19 protein-coding genes and 1 pseudogene are annotated in these 17,822 nt (G+C 71.5%); all 20 read right to left on the reverse strand.

All coding sequences use genetic code 11. The features are described 5' to 3' along the window. Nucleotides 1–72: 72 nt before the first annotated feature. The 20 genes and pseudogenes from SCMU_RS12850 to rfbB all read right to left on the reverse strand — a co-directional run bounded on the left by SCMU_RS12850 (nt 73) and on the right by rfbB (nt 17,820). Complete coding sequence (locus tag SCMU_RS12850; protein ID WP_229229526.1) at nt 73–1,089, reverse strand: alpha/beta hydrolase; 1,017 nt, start codon at nt 1,087–1,089, stop codon at nt 73–75. Next, nucleotides 1,082–1,753, reverse strand: a complete 672-nt coding sequence (locus SCMU_RS12855) for a TetR/AcrR family transcriptional regulator (RefSeq protein ID WP_229229527.1) — start codon at nt 1,751–1,753, stop codon at nt 1,082–1,084. Before SCMU_RS12855 ends, SCMU_RS12850 begins: the two co-directional genes overlap by 8 nt. After that, nucleotides 1,750–2,667, reverse strand: a complete 918-nt coding sequence (locus SCMU_RS20775) for an AMP-binding protein (RefSeq protein ID WP_443020146.1) — start codon at nt 2,665–2,667, stop codon at nt 1,750–1,752. Before SCMU_RS20775 ends, SCMU_RS12855 begins: the two co-directional genes overlap by 4 nt. A 106-nt stretch (nt 2,668–2,773) precedes the next feature. Then, nucleotides 2,774–3,328, reverse strand: a pseudogene (locus tag SCMU_RS21005) (AMP-binding protein); the annotation flags it as partial. Beyond that, the gene (locus SCMU_RS12870) at nt 3,325–4,485 is read right to left on the reverse strand and encodes a branched-chain amino acid ABC transporter permease (RefSeq protein WP_229229528.1); all 1,161 of its coding nucleotides are present in this window, start codon (nt 4,483–4,485) and stop codon (nt 3,325–3,327) included. The pseudogene SCMU_RS21005 and the gene SCMU_RS12870, both read right to left, overlap by 4 nt. Beyond that, complete coding sequence (locus SCMU_RS12875; RefSeq protein WP_229229529.1) at nt 4,482–5,354, reverse strand: branched-chain amino acid ABC transporter permease; 873 nt, start codon at nt 5,352–5,354, stop codon at nt 4,482–4,484. Before SCMU_RS12875 ends, SCMU_RS12870 begins: the two co-directional genes overlap by 4 nt. Beyond that, nucleotides 5,351–6,175 carry an ABC transporter ATP-binding protein gene (locus SCMU_RS12880; RefSeq protein WP_229229530.1) on the reverse strand — a complete coding sequence of 275 codons (825 nt, stop codon included), beginning with the start codon at nt 6,173–6,175 and terminating at the stop codon, nt 5,351–5,353. The genes SCMU_RS12875 and SCMU_RS12880 overlap by 4 nt, the downstream gene beginning before the upstream one ends. Further along, nucleotides 6,172–6,939: an ABC transporter ATP-binding protein gene (locus SCMU_RS12885; RefSeq protein WP_229229531.1), complete on the reverse strand. Its 768-nt coding sequence runs from the start codon at nt 6,937–6,939 to the stop codon at nt 6,172–6,174. The genes SCMU_RS12880 and SCMU_RS12885 overlap by 4 nt, the downstream gene beginning before the upstream one ends. Before the next feature lie 3 nt (nt 6,940–6,942). Further along, nucleotides 6,943–8,142, reverse strand: a complete 1,200-nt coding sequence (locus SCMU_RS12890) for a substrate-binding domain-containing protein (protein ID WP_229229532.1) — start codon at nt 8,140–8,142, stop codon at nt 6,943–6,945. Between the two features lie 257 nt (nt 8,143–8,399). Beyond that, a complete protein-coding gene (prfB, locus tag SCMU_RS12895; protein WP_229229533.1) occupies nt 8,400–9,521 on the reverse strand; it encodes a peptide chain release factor 2 in 1,122 nt (373 codons plus the stop codon). Nucleotides 9,522–9,545: 24 nt separating this feature from the next. After that, nucleotides 9,546–10,028: a pilus assembly protein TadG-related protein gene (locus SCMU_RS12900; RefSeq protein WP_229229534.1), complete on the reverse strand. Its 483-nt coding sequence runs from the start codon at nt 10,026–10,028 to the stop codon at nt 9,546–9,548. Continuing rightward, complete coding sequence (locus tag SCMU_RS12905; RefSeq protein ID WP_229229535.1) at nt 10,025–10,525, reverse strand: hypothetical protein; 501 nt, start codon at nt 10,523–10,525, stop codon at nt 10,025–10,027. The genes SCMU_RS12900 and SCMU_RS12905 overlap by 4 nt, the downstream gene beginning before the upstream one ends. Further along, the gene (locus SCMU_RS12910) at nt 10,509–10,922 is read right to left on the reverse strand and encodes a TadE/TadG family type IV pilus assembly protein (RefSeq protein ID WP_229229536.1); all 414 of its coding nucleotides are present in this window, start codon (nt 10,920–10,922) and stop codon (nt 10,509–10,511) included. The genes SCMU_RS12905 and SCMU_RS12910 overlap by 17 nt, the downstream gene beginning before the upstream one ends. 2 nt (nt 10,923–10,924) lie before the next feature. After that, complete coding sequence (locus SCMU_RS12915) at nt 10,925–11,122, reverse strand: hypothetical protein (RefSeq protein WP_443020318.1); 198 nt, start codon at nt 11,120–11,122, stop codon at nt 10,925–10,927. A gap of 144 nt (nt 11,123–11,266) precedes the next feature. Then, nucleotides 11,267–12,208: a type II secretion system F family protein gene (locus SCMU_RS12920; protein WP_229229538.1), complete on the reverse strand. Its 942-nt coding sequence runs from the start codon at nt 12,206–12,208 to the stop codon at nt 11,267–11,269. Next, entirely contained in the window at nt 12,205–13,059 is an 855-nt protein-coding gene (locus SCMU_RS12925; protein WP_229229539.1) for a type II secretion system F family protein, read from the reverse strand. Before SCMU_RS12925 ends, SCMU_RS12920 begins: the two co-directional genes overlap by 4 nt. Then, nucleotides 13,059–14,285, reverse strand: coding sequence for a TadA family conjugal transfer-associated ATPase (locus SCMU_RS12930; protein ID WP_229229540.1), 1,227 nt, complete (start codon nt 14,283–14,285; stop codon nt 13,059–13,061). The genes SCMU_RS12925 and SCMU_RS12930 overlap by 1 nt, the downstream gene beginning before the upstream one ends. 144 nt (nt 14,286–14,429) lie before the next feature. Further along, nucleotides 14,430–15,323, reverse strand: coding sequence for a UTP--glucose-1-phosphate uridylyltransferase GalU (gene galU / locus SCMU_RS12935; RefSeq protein WP_229229541.1), 894 nt, complete (start codon nt 15,321–15,323; stop codon nt 14,430–14,432). Nucleotides 15,324–15,385: 62 nt separating this feature from the next. Beyond that, the gene (locus SCMU_RS12940; RefSeq protein WP_229229542.1) at nt 15,386–16,828 is read right to left on the reverse strand and encodes a sugar nucleotide-binding protein; all 1,443 of its coding nucleotides are present in this window, start codon (nt 16,826–16,828) and stop codon (nt 15,386–15,388) included. After that, nucleotides 16,825–17,820, reverse strand: coding sequence for a dTDP-glucose 4,6-dehydratase (rfbB, locus tag SCMU_RS12945; RefSeq protein ID WP_229229543.1), 996 nt, complete (start codon nt 17,818–17,820; stop codon nt 16,825–16,827). Before rfbB ends, SCMU_RS12940 begins: the two co-directional genes overlap by 4 nt. Nucleotides 17,821–17,822: the final 2 nt, after the last annotated feature.

Raw genomic sequence — 17,822 nt, forward strand, 5'->3', positions numbered from 1 at the left:
ACGGGCGGGTCTGGGGGGCAGATGGCGCCGGCTGCTCGACTATAAGCACACGCAGTGGACGCCGGGCCGCTCTCACCCCGGCGTGTCGGCCACCCGCGCCGCAGATGCCGCGTCCTCGGGATGCCGCGGGCCCATGTCGTCGTGGACCGCCGGTGCGACGGCTTCCGCGACGGCGGCCGCGCCCTTGGCGGACATGACGATCGTGTAGTGGTTGGTCCCCGGCACGTCCCTCACCTGGATGGCCGGGTAGTTGACCCGCGCCCGGGCGATGGCCTCGTCGGGGTACAGGCGGGCCGGGTCGTCGAGGAACCCGCGCTCGGCACGGAGCAGGACCGTGGGCACCCGGAGGCGCTCCAGCGCTCCGAGCAGCGCGTCGCCCCCGTAGAGGTCCTCGTTGTCACCGGCCACTGCCTCGGGCGCGGTGGCGGGGCGCAGGTGGGGCGCCCGGCCGTCGAGGTCGTAGCGGATGTAGTCCTCGACGTCCGCGGTCCAGGACGCGGCGAAGGCAGGGTGGGGGCGCCAGTAGTCGAGGTAGGCCTCAGGGCTTGCGAACTCCATGCCGAGCCGCTGGAGGGCGGGGCCGAGGAGCGCGTGGAGTGCCTGCTCGCGGCTCATCCCGGCCGGCAGCTCGAGCGGGAGGCCGCCGTCGACGAGGACGAGCCGGTGCACGAGCTCGGGGTGCCGATCGGCGAGCACGAGCGAGACGAACGCACCCATCGAGTGCCCGACAACCACGGCAGGCTTCCCGGCGTCGGCTCCGGCCGCGCGGAGGACGGCGGCCATGTCATCGGCGTGCTGGGCCATGCCGTAGGGGCCGGGCAGCGCGTTGCTCCGGCCGCGGCCGCGCAGGTCCGGGGCAACGAGCCGCTGCGGCGCGCCGCCGGAGACCGCAGGCGCCTCCCCCGCATGCCCCGCGGCGTCGTGCATCGCCCGGGCCACCGCGTCCCACGATCGGTGCGACGCCGTGATGCCGTGCACGGCAAGGACCAGCCCCCCGTCCCCGGCGTGGCCGCTGGACCATTCCCCGGCACGCATGCGGCCGCCGCGCACGTCGACATCGAAGGTGCGGTATACGGACGTGTCAGTCATGCGAGGAGCCCTCTCTCGGAGCAACGGGGAGCATGTGGGTGGCCGGGGCGAGGCCCCGCTGGATGAAGTCCATGAGCGTGTCAAGCACGTGGTCGGGGATGTCGGTGGGCGCCGCGCCCCCGTCCGCGGAGCGGGCCGCGTCCTCGACACCCCACAGGATGTAGCGCATCCCGAAGAGCTCGCCCATGCCCATCAGGGCCCACGCCGCCACCTCGGGGTCGATCGGCCGGACCTCACCCGCGGCCTGGGCCGCGGTGAGGCCGTGGACGTAGCTGCGGACGATCCTCTCGTAGTGGCGCCGCTGGGCGGCCGGGGAGACGAACTCGGCCTGCCGGATGATCCGGTACAGGGCAGGGTGCTCGGCCGTGAAGCGGAAGAATGCCCGGAAGCCCGCCCGCTCGGCCTCGAGGCGGGACTGCGCCGCCCGCGCCGCCTCGGTCATCGCGTGGCGCACGCGGGCGTTGAGATCGTCCACCACCTCGTCGAAGATCTCCTGCTTCCCGGCGAAGTACAGGTAGAAGGTGCCGAGCCCGATGCCTGCCTGCTCGGTGATCTTCACGATCGACGCATCATGGTAGCCCGCCGACGCGAAGACCTCCTCCGCCGCGGCCAGGAGCTTGGCGCGGGTGCGGGTGCCCCGCGCCGTGCGCGGCTGGGTGCTCATCGGACGCCCTCCGCCCGGCCGGACCCGGACCGCAGCCGCGAGCGCGCCACCTTGTGCAGGCCCGTGCGCGGTAGGTCGTCGACGAACTCGATGCTCCGCGGGACCTTGAAGTGCGCGAGGACTCCGCGGAGGTGCTCGGTGAGCTCCTGGGCGTCCGTCGCCGAGCCGTGGCGGACGACGACGAACGCGGCGCCCGCTTCACCCCACCGTTCGTCGGGCACGCCCACGACGGCGGCATCCGCCACGGCGGGATGGCCGAGGAGGGCCTGCTCGACCTCGGACGGGGAGACGTTCTCCCCTCCGGAGATGTAGATGTCCTTGAGCCGGTCGACGACGCGCAGGAACCCCTCGCCGTCCCGCTCGACAACGTCCCCGGTGCGCAGCCAGCCGCCGGCGAGGACCTCGGCAGTGGCCGCCGGATCGTCGAGGTACCCGGCGAACACGCCGGGACCGCGCACCCACAGCTCGCCGCGGCCCGCGCCCCGGACCTCCTCCCCCGTGGCCGGGTCCGCGACCGCCACATCGACGTGGGGGTAGGGCGTCCCGGCGGACCCGACTCGGCGCAGCGCCTCCTCGGGGGCAAGGCACAGCACGTTCGGGCCCGCCTCGGTCAGCCCGTAGCCCTGGGTGAGGGCCACGCCCCGCGCGTGCCAGGTCCGCAGCAGTGGTGCCGGCATGGGGGCCCCGCCCACGACGGCGCGCGTGAGGCTCGTCAGGTCCGCGTCGCCGAAGCCGGGGTGCTGGGACAGCATGAGGTAGTGCGCGGGGACCCCCATCATCGTGGTGACCCGCCGCAGGGCAATGAGCTTGAGCACGCGCCCGGCGTCGAAGCCCCGCTCGAGCACCACCGTCGCGCCGGTCCACCAGGCGAGGAGTGCCTGGATGTTCCAGCCGCCCACGTGGAACTGGGGCATGACGCACAGCACCACGTCGTCGCGGCCCACCTCGACCGTGCGGGAACGAGAGGTTGGTCCAGAAGCAGTTCGCGTGGGTCAGGACGGCGGCCTTGGGCCGGCCGGACGTGCCGGAGGTGAAGACCGCCAGGAGCGGGTCGTCGTCGCCCACCGCACGCCTGGGCACGGCGTCCCCGACGGGGGGCAGGTCCCGCTCGATCCCGCCGCGGCCCGGCTCCGCGGTCCGCGGAGGCGAGGCCAGCAGATCGGTGGCGGCGGCGCCGAGGGCGGCGTGCTCCGGCTCGACGACGAACAGCGCCGGCGCGCTCACGCGGAGCTGCTCGGCCAGCTCTGCCGGGGCGAGCCGCCACGAGAGCGGGACGAGGGTGAGGGCGGCCTTGGCGCACGCGAAGAACAGGACCACGTGGTCGGCGCTGTTCCCGGTGAGAGTCGAGATCTTCTGCCCGGGCCCGTAGCCGGCGGACCGGAATGCGTCGGCGAGCGCGGACGCGCGGGCCTCGAGCTCACGGTACGTGACGCTCACTCCGCGGTCGTCGATCGCGACCCTCTCGGGGGCGCTCCGGGCGCGGTCCGCAGTCCAGCGGCCGAGCGTGTGCAGCCCGTCGGGGGCCGAAGCCCCCGCATGCGAGTCGTGGGCCGGTGCGGGTATCAGTGCAGTCATGCGTCCTCCAGGACCTTCTCGAGACGCTCGGCGGCCCGGGGCACGGGGCCGGCCCCCCGGCGTCGTGCGCGGACCCTGCCCGCGGCGCCCGCGAGGCCGCCGGGCAGGAACAGCACCACCAGGATGAACAGCGTACCGAGGATGAACAGCGGTTCCGACAGCGGGATGCGGAGGACGGGCGGGAGGTCCTTGATGGCGGGCGAGGCCGCGAGCGCGGCGAGGCGCTGGTCCAGGAGCGTGTAGACCACGCCGCCCACGATCGCGCCCCACCGGGAGCCGACGCCGCCGAGCACCACCATGACAAGGAGCGTGATGGTCAGGTCCGAGGAGACCGAGCGCGGCACCGCGCCGGACTGCAGGAGCAGGTACACCATGCCGGCCACCGCGGCGAGCGCGCCGCCCACGGTGAAGACGAGGAGCTTGGGCGCGAACGGGGTGAGGCCCAGGACGCGCACGCGCAGCTCGTTCTCCCGCACCGCCTCGGCCACGTGGCCGGCCCGGCTCGACTGGATCCACAGCACTACGGCGTAGACGAGCACGAGCGCCGCGAGCGCGAGCCAGTAGAGGTTCCGCGTGTTCACCACGCCGACGAGGCCGTCCGGGAGGTTCCCGGTCGCGAGGCTGAGCCCCTCGTCCCCGCCGGTGGCGCCGCCGGGGTTGCGCCGCACGAGCACGGACCCGGCCTGGGCGAACGCGAGAGTGACCATCGCGAACGGGATGCCGCCGACGCGGAGGCTGATGCTGCCGACCACGAGTGCGAGGACGATGGCGAGCAGGAGGGCGAGCAGCGCCGCGGGCACGAGCGGGAGGCCCAGGTGCCCCAGGATCACCGCGAGCCCGTACACGCCCGCGCCGAACGAGAGGGCGTGGCCGAACGAGAGCAGGCCCGCCGCGCCGAGGAGGAGGTGGTAGCTCAGCGCTGCCGCGGCCATGGCGAAGCACAGCGCGAGCAGCTGCAGCGACCCGGGCGTGTAGGTGGGGCCCGGGAGGATGCCGGGGAGATCGATCGCGAGAAGCGGCAGCAGGGCGAGGAATGCCGCGAAGACGAGCGCGGCGGCGGCGCCGCCCACCGCACGCCCCCACGGCAGGCGTGCCCGGCCCGGGCGCGGCGTCGCGCCCGGCGTCGCGCCCCGCACTCTGCCCTTCGGGCGGGTCATGCCGCCGCCCCCATGAGGCCGCGCGGCCGGACGAGCAGCACGACGGCGAGCGCAAGGACCACCACGAAGTCTCCTATCCCGAAGTAGAAGTTGGCGAACTGCTGGAGGACGGCCACCCCGACCGAGGCGATGGCCGCGCCCGTGAGGGAGCCGAGGCCGCCGATCACCGTGACGATGAACGCGAAGATGAGCAGCGATCCGCCCAGCAGGGGCGAGACGTAGCCGAAGTAGTGGCTCGCGAGCACCCCCCCGAGTCCCGCGGCGGCACCGCCGATCGCGAAGACCAGGGTGAAGGCCTTCCGCACGTCGATGCCCAGGGCGGTGACCATGGCACGGTTCTCGACCCCGGCGCGGATGATGAGCCCGTAGCGCGTTCGCTTGAGGAACAGCACGAGACCGGCGAGCACGGCGGCCGCGCACACGATGGCGACGAAGCGGTCGTTGGGGATCTTCGCCCCGAGGACGTCAGTGGTGTCCTTGAACCAGGCCGGCCCGCCGATGTACACGGCGTCCGTGCCCCAGATGCCGTCGAACAGCGCGACCGTGGCGAGCGCGAGGCCCACCGTCACGAGGACCTGCTCGATGTGGCGGAGGTAGAGGGGGCGGATGAGCGCAAGCTCCGTGAGCGCCGCGACCGCGGCACCGGTCGCCGCGCCTACCAGGAGGGAGAGCAGGAAGACCCACCAGGAGTCCGCGCCGAGCCGGCGGGCCACCTCCCACCCGAGGAACGCCCCGAGCGTGAGGAACGAGCCGTGCGCGAAGTTCAGCACACCCATGAGGCCGTAGATGAGGGACAGCCCGGAGGCGACGAGGAAGTACAGGGCCCCGAGCCCCAGGCCCGTGACGACGAGGAGGATGACGGTGCTCACGCGGTGGCTCCATTCTGGGGCGTGCTCGCCCCCGCGGACGACGGCGCACGGTCGCCCACGCGGGGCAGCGCACCGTGCGGCGTGGCGCCGTCGTGCGCGGTCAGCCCGTGAGGCGCGTCCCCGCCGACCCCCAATAGGCGGCGGGTGAGCGGCTCGTCGTCGAGGAGGTCGCGGGCGCTGTCGGTGCGGTGGACGACGCGTCCGCCCGCGAGGACGATGGCTCCGGCGGCCAGCCGCCGGACCACGGCGAGGTTCTGCTCGACGAGCAGGATCGGCACCGCGGTGGCGGCGGCCTCGAGCGCGACGGCGACCTCTTGGACGACCTTGGGCGCGAGGCCCTTCGTGGGCTCGTCCACGAGCAGCACCCGGTTCTCGTTCAGCAGGGCCCTGGCGAGGGCAACCATCTGCTGCTGCCCGCCAGAGAGCGTCCCTGCGGGCTGCTGGGCGCGCGCCACGAGGTCGGGGAAGAGTGACTCGACGAGCTCCCGCCGCTCGGCCGAGGGCCTGCCACGGACGGCGAGCTGGAGGTTCTCGGCGACGGTGAGCTTGGAGAACACCTCGCGGTCCTCCGGGACGTACCCGACGCCGCGCTGGACGATCCGGTGTGTGGGCTCGCCGTCGATCCGCTCACCCGCGAGCTCCACCCGGCCGGACCGCGCGATCAGGCCCAGGACGGCCTTGAGGGTGCTCGTCTTGCCCACGCCGTTGCGCCCCAGGAGTGCCGTCACGCCGTGGTCCGGGACCGCGAACGCGACGTCCTCGACCACCTGCTGGCCGCCCACGTGAGCACGCAGGCCGTCGATCTGAAGGATGTCGCTCACACGGGCTCCCCGAGGTAGGCGGCCTGGACGGTGTCGTCGGCCATGACGTGCTCGGGGGTGCCGATCGCGAGCAGCCGGCCGTGGTGCATGACGGCGACCCGGTCCACGAGGCCGAGCACCACGTCCATGTGGTGCTCGACCATGAGCACGGTGGTCCCGCGGTCCCGGTGCAGGCCGCGGATCACGTCGCTGAGCGCGCCCACGTCTCCGGAGCCGACGCCGGCCATGGGCTCGTCGAGCAGCACGACGCTCGGGTCCGTCGCGAGCATCATCGCGATCTCCACCTTCCTCTTGTCGCCGTGCGAGAGTCCCTGCGCACGGCGGTCTTCACTCCCGGCGAGCCCCACCTCGGCGAGCGTCTCGCGCGCTCGGCGGGTCGCGGCGTCGTGCGCCCTGGGGAACTGCAGCACCGAGAGGCTGCCGCCGAGCCGCGACTGGGCGGCGAGCCGGACGTTCTCCAGGACGGTGAGCCCGCCGAACAGGCTCGAGGTCTGGAACGTCCGGCCGAGGCCGGCGCGGGCGCGGCGGTGCACCGCGAGGTGCGTGACGTCCGCCCCGTCGAGGAGGACGCGGCCGGCGGTGGGGCGGGCCAGGCCTGAGAGGACGTTGAACAGGGTCGTCTTGCCGGCGCCGTTGGGGCCGATCACGCCGAGCATCTCTCCCCGGGGGACCTCGAACCCGACGTCCGCCAGGATGCTCGCTCCGCCGATCGCGAGCCCGAGGCCCTCGACCGCGAGGGCGGGGCGCCCCGGGCTCGCGGGCATGCGTCAGCCCTTCTTCTCGGCGGGGGCCACCGCGTCCGCGGGAACGGTCTTGACCAGTTCCGGCGTCCACGCGCCGTCCTTCTGGACGAGCTTGGCCTGGTACATGGGCTGGAGCAGCACGTGGTCGGAGGCGCGGACCGTCTCCTTGCCCTTCGGGCCGTCGAACGAGTAGCCCTCGAGGCCCTTGACCATGTCGTCGACGCTCGCGCCGGACTTCACGGCCTGGACGATCATTTGGCCGGCCACGAACCCGTCGGGGGTGAAGAGGTCCGGCTTCTTCCCGGCAGCCTGGACATCCTTGATCATCTCCTGCTCCACCGGATTATTCCCCCCGGCCCCCGGGAAGTAGTGGTTGAGGAAGCTGATCCTGCCGCTCGCGGCGCCGTAGGCGGAGAACGTCGAGGCGTCGCCGAGGCCGGTGACGACCGGGGCCGCGTTGAACACGTCCTGCTGGGTCAGGGCCTGCCACATCGCGCCGCTCGTCGCGCCGGCCCAGGCCACGAACGTCATGGCGGGCTTGGCGTCGATGATCTGGCGGGCGAACGGGGTGAACTCGGTCGCGTCCTCGGGGACGAGGACCTGCTCCACGGTGGCGCCCTTCGCACCGAGCACGGCCTTCACAGCGGCCACGTTGCCCTGGCCGAACGCGTTGTTCTGGGCGAAGACCACGACCTTCTTGCCCTGCAGGTTGTCCACGAACGTGCCTGCGGTGGCGACGTCCTGGAGGGACTGGCGGCCCGAGCGGAACGTGTACTTGTTGATGCCCTGGAGCGCGTCCGTGGCCGCGGGGCCCGAGATGTACAGGACCTTGTTCTGGGCGGCCTGCTCGGCGAGCTTGAGCGCGACGCCGGAGACGACCGTGCCGGCGAGGATCTTGTAGTCCTTGCCGATGAGGTCCTTGGCGATCGAGACGGCCTTGTCCGGGTCACCGGCGTCGTCCTGGTACGTGAGGTTGAGGGTCGCGTTGCCGACCTTACCAGTGCCGCCGGTCGCGTACTTGATGCCGGCCTGGAGCCCCTCGTAGTACGCCTCGCCGTACGCGGCGAGCGGGCCGGTCTTCGAGTAGACGATGCCCACGTTGACGGTCCGGGCCGCCTCGGAGGACCCGCCGTCGCTGGCGGTCGAGGCGCTCGGCGCGCAGCCGGTCGCGACGAGGCCGGTAGCCAGCGCCGCGGTGAGGAGGAACTTCTTTGTTGCCTTCACGCGAATGCCTTTCTCGCGGGTTGCAGTGCAGGAGGGTCAAAACATGAAAGGTGATTCAGGTCACGGAAAACGTACGACGGCGTGTGCTCACCCGTCAAGGGCACCACGCCCTGCGCCGAGATCGGGTCGGGGGAGCCCGAGATCGGGCCGCGGGAGCGCGAGATCGGGCCGCGGGAGCGCGAGATCGGGTCGGGACGCGGAAAGGCCCGGCACCCCTTGGGGGTGCCGGGCCTCGAAGCCTGCGGTTGGCTGCGGGTCTAGTTCTCGCTCGCCTCGTGCCGCTGGCCCGCGCGCCACCGGATGCCGGCGTCGATGAAGTCGTCGATGTCGCCGTCGAGGACCGCGGCCGTGTTGCCGACCTCGTGGTTGGTGCGGAGGTCCTTGACCATCTGGTACGGGTTGAGCACGTAGGAGCGCATCTGGTCGCCCCACGAGGCCTTCACGTCGCCCGCCAGGGCCTTCTTCGCGGCGTCCTCCTCTTCCTTCTTCAGCAGCAGGAGCCGGGACTGGAGCACGCGCATGGCCGCGGCGCGGTTCTGGATCTGGGACTTCTCGTTCTGCATCGAGACCACGATGCCAGTCGGCAGGTGGGTCAGGCGCACCGCGGAGTCGGTCGTGTTGACCGACTGGCCTCCCGGGCCGGAAGACCGGAAGACGTCGACGCGGATCTCGTTGTCCGGGACCTCGATCGAGTCGGTCTGCTCGATGAGCGGAATGACCTCGACGGCGGCGAACGAGGTCTGCCGGCGGCCCTGGTTGTCGAAGGGGCTGATGCGCACGAGGCGGTGCGTGCCGGCCTCGACGGAGAGGGTGCCGTACGCGAACGGGGCGTTCACCTCGAACGTCGCCGACTTCAGGCCGGCTTCTTCGGCATAGGAGGTGTCCATGACCTTCGTCGGGTAGCCGTGGCGCTCTGCCCAACGGAGGTACATTCGCATGAGCATCTCGGCGAAGTCCGCGGCATCGACGCCGCCCGCGCCGGAGCGGATCGTCACGACGGCCTCACGGGCGTCGTATTCGCCGTTGAGCAGCGTGACGACCTCGAGCTCTTCGAGCGCCTTCCGGATCGAGGCGAGTTCCTTGGTTGCCTCGGCGAGGGTGTCGGCGTCGTCCTCGTCCTGGCTCAGCTCGACGAGCACCTCGAGGTCGTCGATGCGGGACCGCAGGCTCTCGACACGCTCGAGCTCCGACTGCCGGTGCGAGAGCCGCGAGGTCACCACCTGTGCCTTGGACGGGTCGTCCCACAGGTCCGGTGCGCCCGCGGCCTCGCTCAGTTCGCTGATCTCGGCCCGCAGCGCGTCGACGTCCGTGACCTGCTCGATGGAGGAGTGGGTGGCGCGCAGCGCCTTGATCTCTGCGGGAAAGTCGATGTCAGCCATAACCATCCAAGGTTACGGCATGCCTCACCGGATGAGCCGCGCGCGGGCGCTCGCGCTGGCCTGGATGGGCACGCCGTCGGGCAGGAGGAAGTTCGCCACGGGGATGCGGGCGGTGGCCGCGAGGCTCACCGTCGCGGTCCGCCCGTCCGGGGTCCCGGTCGCGGAGGAGACCGTGAGCCCTTCGAACCGCGCGGCCGCCCCGTCGCGCTCGAGGTACGTGGCCACAACGCCGTGCACCCGCTCCGGCGCGAGCACCGCCGCGGGCGGGCCGTCGGCTGAGCCCGTGTCCGCGAGCCGGAAGCTGTCCGCGGCGGCCGACGCCGCGCCGTCGGCCGCTGAGAGCAGCTTCCGCTGCTCGATGAGCACCGCCGAGACCGCCATGACGGTGGTCGCCACGAGCAGGCACAGCACCGTGCACCCGATGATCATCACCGTCAGCTGCCCGGACTCGTCGCCCCGGACGGCCCGCCGGACCCGGCGCCCGACGGCGCGTGCCCATCGTTTCATCGGAACCTCCCGACGATCTGGGTCGCCGACGCGTCCACCTTCCCGACCGTGAGCCCGAAGCCGGGCGTGACGGGGCTGAACGGCAGGGGGACGTCGACGCGGACCACCGCGCGCACCGCGGCCCCGGCCTGCAGGCACGGGCTGCGGTCGCACGTGAGCTCGAGCCGGGCCGTGTGGCCGGAGAGGCCGAAGTCCGCCATGGCCACCGTCACCGCTGCCTCCGCGGCGGTCCGGGCCGAGGCGTCATCGGCGGCCCGCGCGAATGACTTCGCGGCATGATCCGCCGCGCCCGTCGCCGCGAACGAGGCACCCTGGAGTGCCGCGACCGTGATCACGAAGTACACGACCGGAACGAGCAGGAGCACCCCGAGGAAGACGAACTCGACCACGGCGCTGCCAGACTCGCTGCTGCCCGGCTCTGCACTCACCGTTGTGGCGGCCTTCTCCCCGCCGCGGGTGCCGCGCATCCGCCGTACCCACTCACTGAAGCGGCGCATGTCCGGCGGCCTCCATCATCCCGGCGGGCCCGAGGAGTCCGACGACCGGGATCGGCGCGACGACGCGGACCTCGAGGGTGCGGAACCCGGCGATGTCGGCGTGCCCGACCCGGATGTCCGCCGCATAACGAGCGCCGACCGATCCGGTGATGAGCTCAGCGGCGCGCTGCCGGGCGTCCTCGGGCGTGCGGTCCGCGAGCGTGCCATAGCGGGCGCCGGACGCGGCGGCGTCGACGAGGACGTTGCGCACGTGCAGCACGAGCGTGAGCTGGACGATCGCTAGCGTGAGCGCCGTGAGGAGGCCACCGACCATGACGAAGTCGGCGACGGCCGAGCCGCGCTCGCCGGCGAAGCGCGCAGGACGCTGGCCCCATCTGCGCCGAGGGTCAGGGGCCACCCCTATTTGCTGACCCTGCTGATGGCCTGGTTGAACAGGCCCTCGAGCGCGGGGCCTGCCACGGCCAGCAGCCCCATGACCAGCACCGCAGACATGAGCGTGATCATGACCCAACCCGGGACGTCTCCGCGTTCCCGCTCGCCTCGGAGGGTGCGCTCCGAGAATCCCGCGACGAGCGCTGCCGGAAGGGCCGCAAGCATGACGGCGGAGCGCCCCAACGCGGCTCGGTGGATCTTCCGCATTGAGCGATCCTGTGCCGCGGTGTGATCCTGTGTGGTCCGTCGATTCATGGTGTGCATGGTTCCCTCTCCCCCGATCGGGTGTGTGTTGGTGTGTGCGAGTGGTCAGAAGCCCAAAGTGATGGCCGCGGCGCCGGGGTACACGGCGAAGACGATGGTCAGCGGGAGCACACCGAAGACGAGCGGGACCATCATTCCGATCTCTTTCTTTCCGGCGGCTTCCATGAGCTCGCGCTTGGCGAGGTCGCGCACGTCCTGCGCCTGCGCGCGGAGGACGTCCGCCAGAGGCGTTCCCCGTTCGACGGCCACGATGAGGCCGTCGACGAACCGTGTGATGGGTGCGAGGTCAACGCGCTCTGCCATCGCATGGAGGGCGTCGACGAGGGGCGCGCCCGAGCGGGTGTACGCGAGGACCCGGGTGAACTCGCGGGCCAGCTCGCCGCGGGACACTCTGGCCGTCCGGTCGAGCGCTCCCGCGGCCGTCTCCCCGGCCCCTACCGCGAGCGCCATCATGTCCGCCACGGCCGGGAACTCCCCGAGGATCCGCTGCTTGCGCTTCGCTATGGCCGAGCCGAGCAGGTAGTCCCGGGCCATGAACCCGGCGACCGTGGCAGCGACGACCATCAGTACGGCGAAGACCGGGTTGAGCCTTCCGGCCATGGCGCCCGCAGCTGCAGCGAGCGTCGCCGCCACGAACGCCGCGCCTGCCCAGAGGAGCTGCTCGGCCCGGAAGTCGACCGGGCTCTTCGCCGACCCAGCCTGCGCGAGGCGTCTGGCGAGTGCGGCGTTGCCGAGGTTGAACCGCCCGAGCGAGCCGGCGGCGTCGTGCAGGAGAGGGCGGAGGATCTGCTCGAGCGGGCCGAACGGCGTGACCGTGGCCTGCTCCCTCGCCAGGAGCCTCGACCGCCTCTCGGCCGCGCGGAGCTGGGGCGCCACGCGCTCGGTGAAGGTGGTCCGGCGCATGACGGGGAGCCTGACGAACGTGAGCCATAGCCCCACTCCGAGCACGGTTCCGGCGAGTCCGGCGAGCGCCGTGGTTGCGCTCACCGGAGCACCCGCTCTTCCTGCGGAAGCGCGCCGATGCTGAGCATGAGCCGGTAGCAGAAGGCGGAGACGAAGAGTCCCACGATGAGCACGGCGAGGCCGGACGGGCGTGCGTACGCCGCCATGGCTTCGGGGCGCGCGGACATCAGCAGGAGGACGATCCAGGGCGCCGCGACGGCCAGCCGTGCCGCGTTGACCGTCCAAGACTGGCGTGCCTCGAGCTCACTGCGGGTCCTGGCGCTCTCGCGAAGGAACTCCGAGAGAGTGCCCAGGAGCCGACCGAGGTCCGACCCGCCGACCTCGCGTGTGAGGCGGAGGGCCTCGACGATGCGGTCCGCGACCGGATCCGAGAGGCGCTCCTTGAGTCGGTCCAGCGCGAAGCCGAAGCTCCCGCCGGACCGATAGTCGGCCGCGAACTCCAGGAACACCGCGCGCAGCTGCTCGGGCCCCTTGTACCCCAGCTGCATGAGCGCCTCGGGGAGGGACAGGCCTGCGCGGATGGCCGAGCGGATGTGGTCTACGACATCGGGCCACAGCTCGCGCATGACGGCGGCACGCCGCTTTGCCTGCCAGCCCACGAGGGCAACGGGCAGCCCGGCGGCGAAGAGGCCGAAGCACAGGCCCACGGGCGCAGCCGCGGTAGCCACATAGAACGCGAGTGCGACGAACGCGCCGAGGCCCGCGCTCGAGAGCACGAGTCCGCCCGGTGTCACGCGCTGGATTCCCGCCTGGGCGATGAGCTGCTCGAGGCGCCTCGGCTTGCGTTGCGTCGGGATCCGTTCGGGCAGGGCCCACAGGGACCACCAGACGAGGAAGAGCCCCACCCCGCCGATGAGGCCGACTGCGGCCGCCATCAGACGGTCTCCAGGAGCGGGAACACGTCAATACCTGCCCGCTCGAACTTCTCGAGCGCCGGCAGGCCTGTGGGCCGCGGGCGCAGGACGCCGTCGCCGTCGACCGCGAAGACCGACGAGGTCTCGATGACACCATTCTCGACGCGCTGACCCAGCGCGAGGATCTCAGTGACCTGCCGGCGGCCATTGGCGTGGCGAGAGCAGTGGACCACGAGATCGATGCACGCCGCGACCGTCGGCACGACGAAGGACATGGAGATGTTCGCCCCCGCCAGGAGTGGCAGCGTGCACAGCTTCGTCACGGCATCGGCGGCCGAGTTGGCGTGCACGGTACACATCCCGGGAAGCCCCGAGTTCAGCGCAATCAGCATGTCCAGGCTCTCGGCCTCGCGGACCTCCCCGACCACAAGCCGGTCCGGCCGCATCCGCAGCGCCTCCTTCACGAGGCGGCGCAGGGGAATCTCGCCAGTGCCCTCGAGGTTGGGCTGGCGGCACTGCATGCCCACCACATCACGGAGCGGGAACTGCAGCTCGAAGATCTCCTCGACCGTCACGACGCGCTCACGGGAGCCGATCGCCGCGCCGAGGCAGTTGAGCATCGTCGTCTTGCCTGCCTGCGTGGCGCCCGAGACGAGGATGTTGAGCCCACCGGCCACGGCCGCGCCAAGGAAGCGGGCGGCCTGCGGCGTCAGTGAGCCTAGCTCCACGAGATGGTCCAGACGGCTGGCCTTGACCACGAACTTGCGGATGTTCACGGCCCAGTGACGCCGCGTCACATCCGGAATGACCACATGGAGGCGCGAGCCATCTGGCAGCGCCGCGTCCACGAACGGGCTCGAGAGGTCCAATCGGCGACCGGAGGACTTGAGCATCCGCTCGACAAGGTCCCGGACCTGCTGCTCCGTGAGCGTCACGCCCGTCAGCTCTGATTCGCCGCCGCGGGCCACGAACACCTCGTGTGGCGAATTGAGCCAAATCTCCTCGATCGTCGGATCGTCCAGGAGCGGCTGCAGGGGGCCGAATCCGGCCACCGCGTCGAACAGCGACTTCCGCGCGGCCTCGAGGGGGCCGAGTGGCGGGACGGCACCGAGGAGCGCCCGCTCGTCGTAGTCGGTGACGGCCGCGTCCACGAGCCGCCGCGTCTCGGCTGCCTCGCGCAGCGGGTCGATGCCCCGGAGCCGGATCAGCTCGCGGACCTCGCCCTCTGCAATGCGCAGTGCGTCCACAGGAATCCCCCCTGATGCGCCGCCCCCTACGGGCCCCCCGGCCCGGCGGCACGCTCAGCCTAACGGATTCTGTAAACCCCGCGTGAATCGCCACCAGCCATGTGGATAACTTGCGCCCTCAGGCATGGACCGGAGCAAACGGGACTAGAGCCCCGCCGCGAAGTCCTTGAGCCAGGGACGCAGCTCCGCGAGGTCCTCACGCTCCACCGCGAGCGTCACCACCGCCTTGAGATACGAGAGCTTGTCCCCAGTGTCGTAGCGACGGCCGCGGAACACCACCGCGTAGACGCCCCCGCCCTCGCCATCGCGCGAGGCGAGCTCCTGGAGCGCGTCGGTCAGCTGGATCTCGCCGCCCCGCCCCGGCTCAGTCCGCTCGAGGACCTCGAACACGGCTGGATGGAGCACGTACCGGCCGATCACGGCGAGGTTGCTCGGGGCCTCCTCGGGCGCGGGCTTCTCGACGAGGCCGCCCACGCGGACATAGTCCTCGCCCTCCACCGGGCTCACGTCGGCGCAGCCGTACGCCGAGATCTTCTCGGGCTCGACCTCCATGAGCGCGATCACGGACCCGCCGGTGGCCTGCTGGACCCGGATCATCTCGGAGAGGAGCTCGTCCCGCTCGTCGATGAGGTCGTCGCCGAGGAGCACCGCGAACGGCTCGTCGCCCACGTGCCACTTCGCGCACAGCACGGCGTGGCCGAGGCCCTTCGGGTCCCCCTGACGGACGTAATGGATGTCGCCGAGGTTGTTCGACTCCTGGACGGCCGCGAGGCGCCGCGCGTCGCCCTTGGCCTCGAGGATGGCCTCGAGCGTCGGGACGCGGTCGAAGTGGTCCTCGAGCGCGCGCTTGCTGCGGCCCGTGACCATGAGCACATTGTCGAGCCCGGCCTTCGCCGCCTCGGCGACCACATACTGGATCGCGGGCTCGTCGACGACCGGAAGCATCTCCTTCGGCATCGCCTTCGTTGCCGGGAGGAAGCGGGTGCCGAGGCCTGCGGCGGGGATGACGGCCTTGGTGATTCGTGAAGTCTGAGGCATGGGCGTAGCTTACGGGACGCTCATGACGGCAGGTTCACGTTGCCTCCCCTCCCCGGGGAGTCTCAGAGCGGGTAGGTGCGCAGGCGGTCCTCCCACCGAGCCGGACTGAAGCCCGTCGCCTCGATCTTGCGCAGGTCGAGGGTGGAGTTCAGCGGCCGCGGGGCGGAGCTCGGCTTGCCCGCGAAATACTCTGCGGTGCTCACGCGGCTGACGTCGCCGGGGTGGCGGCCGACGACGGCGAACACCTCCGCGGCGACGTCGGCCCAGCTGGCCACCTCCCCCGTGCACGAGAGGTTGTACGTGCCGTAGGGGGCACCCCTGTCGACGAGGTGGCGGATGCCCGCGGCAAGGTCCTCGGCGAACGTAGGGCGGCCGATCTGGTCGTCCACCACCGCAGGGCTCACGCCCTTGGCCGCGAGCGAGGCCATGGTACGCACGAAGTTGCCGCCGTCCCCGATCACCCAGGACGTGCGGACCGTGTAGTGGCGCGGGACCGCGGCCACCGCCGCATCGCCCGCCGCCTTGGTCTGGCCGTAGACACCCAGCGGTGAGAAGGGCTCATCCTCCTCATGCAGGGCGCGCGACCCGTCGAACACGTAGTCGCTCGAGACGGTCACGAGGGTGATCCGGTGCTCGACGGCGATCCTCGACAGCCGCACGAGAGCCTCGACGTTGACGGCCCACGCCGCCGCGCGGCCCTCAGGGGTCTCCGCCGTGTCGACGGCCGTGTACGCAGCGGCGTTGATGATCGTGGAGTACTGGCTCCAGTCCCGGGCCTCGAACGCGGCGGGATCGGTCAGGTCGAACTCCGCCCGGGTCGCGAACTCCACCGGTGGGGCGGCAGCCGCGGGCGAGCCGGCGCCGTCGTACGCGTCCCGCAGCGCCTTGCCGAGCTGTCCCCCGGCGCCGAGTACGAGCGTCCTCTTCGCAGCCATGGGCGTCACGTCGGCCAGACGCGGGTGAGTGCGGTCCTTGTCCGAGACCTCGGCCCGGTCGAGCGGGATCGGCCAGGGGATGGCGACCGTCTCGTCGGCGAGGTTCAGGAACGTGTACCGGCCCTGGGCCTGCGCGGACCAGTGGTCGTTGACGAGGTAGGTGTAGGCGGTGCCGTCCTCGAGCGTCTGGAACGCGTTGCCCACCCCCCGCGGGACGAAGATCGCCAACGATGGATCCAGCTCGGCCGTGAACACCGTTCCGAACGTCGGCCCCTCGCGCAGGTCCACCCAGGCCCCGAAGATCCGCCCCGTGGCCACGGAGACGTACTTGTCCCACGGCTCCGCGTGGATGCCGCGCGTGGTCCCTGCGACGGCGTTGAAGGAGATGTTGTTCTGTACGGGCCCGAAGTCCGGCAGCCCGAGGGCGAGCATCTTCTCCCGCTGCCAGTTCTCCTTGAACCACCCGCGGTTGTCCCCGTGCACGGGGAGGTCATAGAGCACGACGCCGGGGATGGTCGTCTCGTGCGCGGCGAGGGGCCTGCCGAACTCGATGGGCTGGTCCGCAGTCATTGTCCCGCCTTCTCATACTTCGCCTCGGTGGCCGCCTTCTGCGGCCGCCACCAGTCCTCGTTGTCGCGGTACCACCGGATTGTCGCGGCCAGCCCCGCCTCGAAGTCCCCGTACTGGGGCCTCCAGCCGAGCTCGGTGCGCAGCTTGGTCGAGTCGATCGCGTAGCGCAGGTCATGGCCCGGCCGGTCCACGACGTGGTCGTAGGCGTCCGCGGGCTGTCCCATCTCGGACAGGATGAGCTCCACGACGGACTTGTTGTCCTTCTCCCCGTCGGCCCCGATGAGGTACGTCTGCCCGATCACGCCCTTCTCGAGGATCGCGAGGACGGCCGAGGAGTGGTCGTCCGCGTGGATCCAGTCGCGCACGTTCTTCCCCTCCCCGTACAGCTTGGGGCGCACGCCGTCGATCACGTTCGTGATCTGGCGCGGGATGAACTTCTCGACGTGCTGGTAGGGCCCGTAGTTGTTGGAGCAGTTGCTGATCGTCGCCCGCAGGCCGAACGAGCGGACCCACGCCCGCACGAGCAGGTCCGAGCCCGCCTTCGTCGAGGAGTACGGGCTCGAGGGGTTGTACGGGGTCTGCTCCGTGAACCTCGCCGGGTCGTCCAGCTCGAGGTCGCCGTAGACCTCGTCGGTGGAGATGTGGTGGAAGCGCTTCCCATGCCGGCGGGCGGCCTCGATCAGCGTGTACGTGCCGATGATGTTCGTGTCAAGGAACGGGCGGGGGTCCTGCAGCGAGTTGTCGTTGTGGCTCTCCGCCGCGTAGTGCACCACAGCGTCCGAATCGCGCACCAGGTCCTCAACCGCGGCCGGGTCGGTGATGTCCCCCTTGACGAACCGGAACCTCGCCCCGGGCAGGCCCTTGAGGGACTCGAGGTTCCCCGCATAGGTCAGCTTGTCCAGGACCGTCACGTGGTGGTCGGTGTTCCGGAGGGCGTAGTGGACGAAGTTGGACCCGATGAATCCGGCGCCGCCCGTCACGAGGAGTCTCATAC

It is taken from the genome of Sinomonas cyclohexanicum (genome assembly GCF_020886775.1).
Taxonomy (GTDB): Bacteria; Actinomycetota; Actinomycetes; order Actinomycetales; family Micrococcaceae; genus Sinomonas; species Sinomonas cyclohexanicum.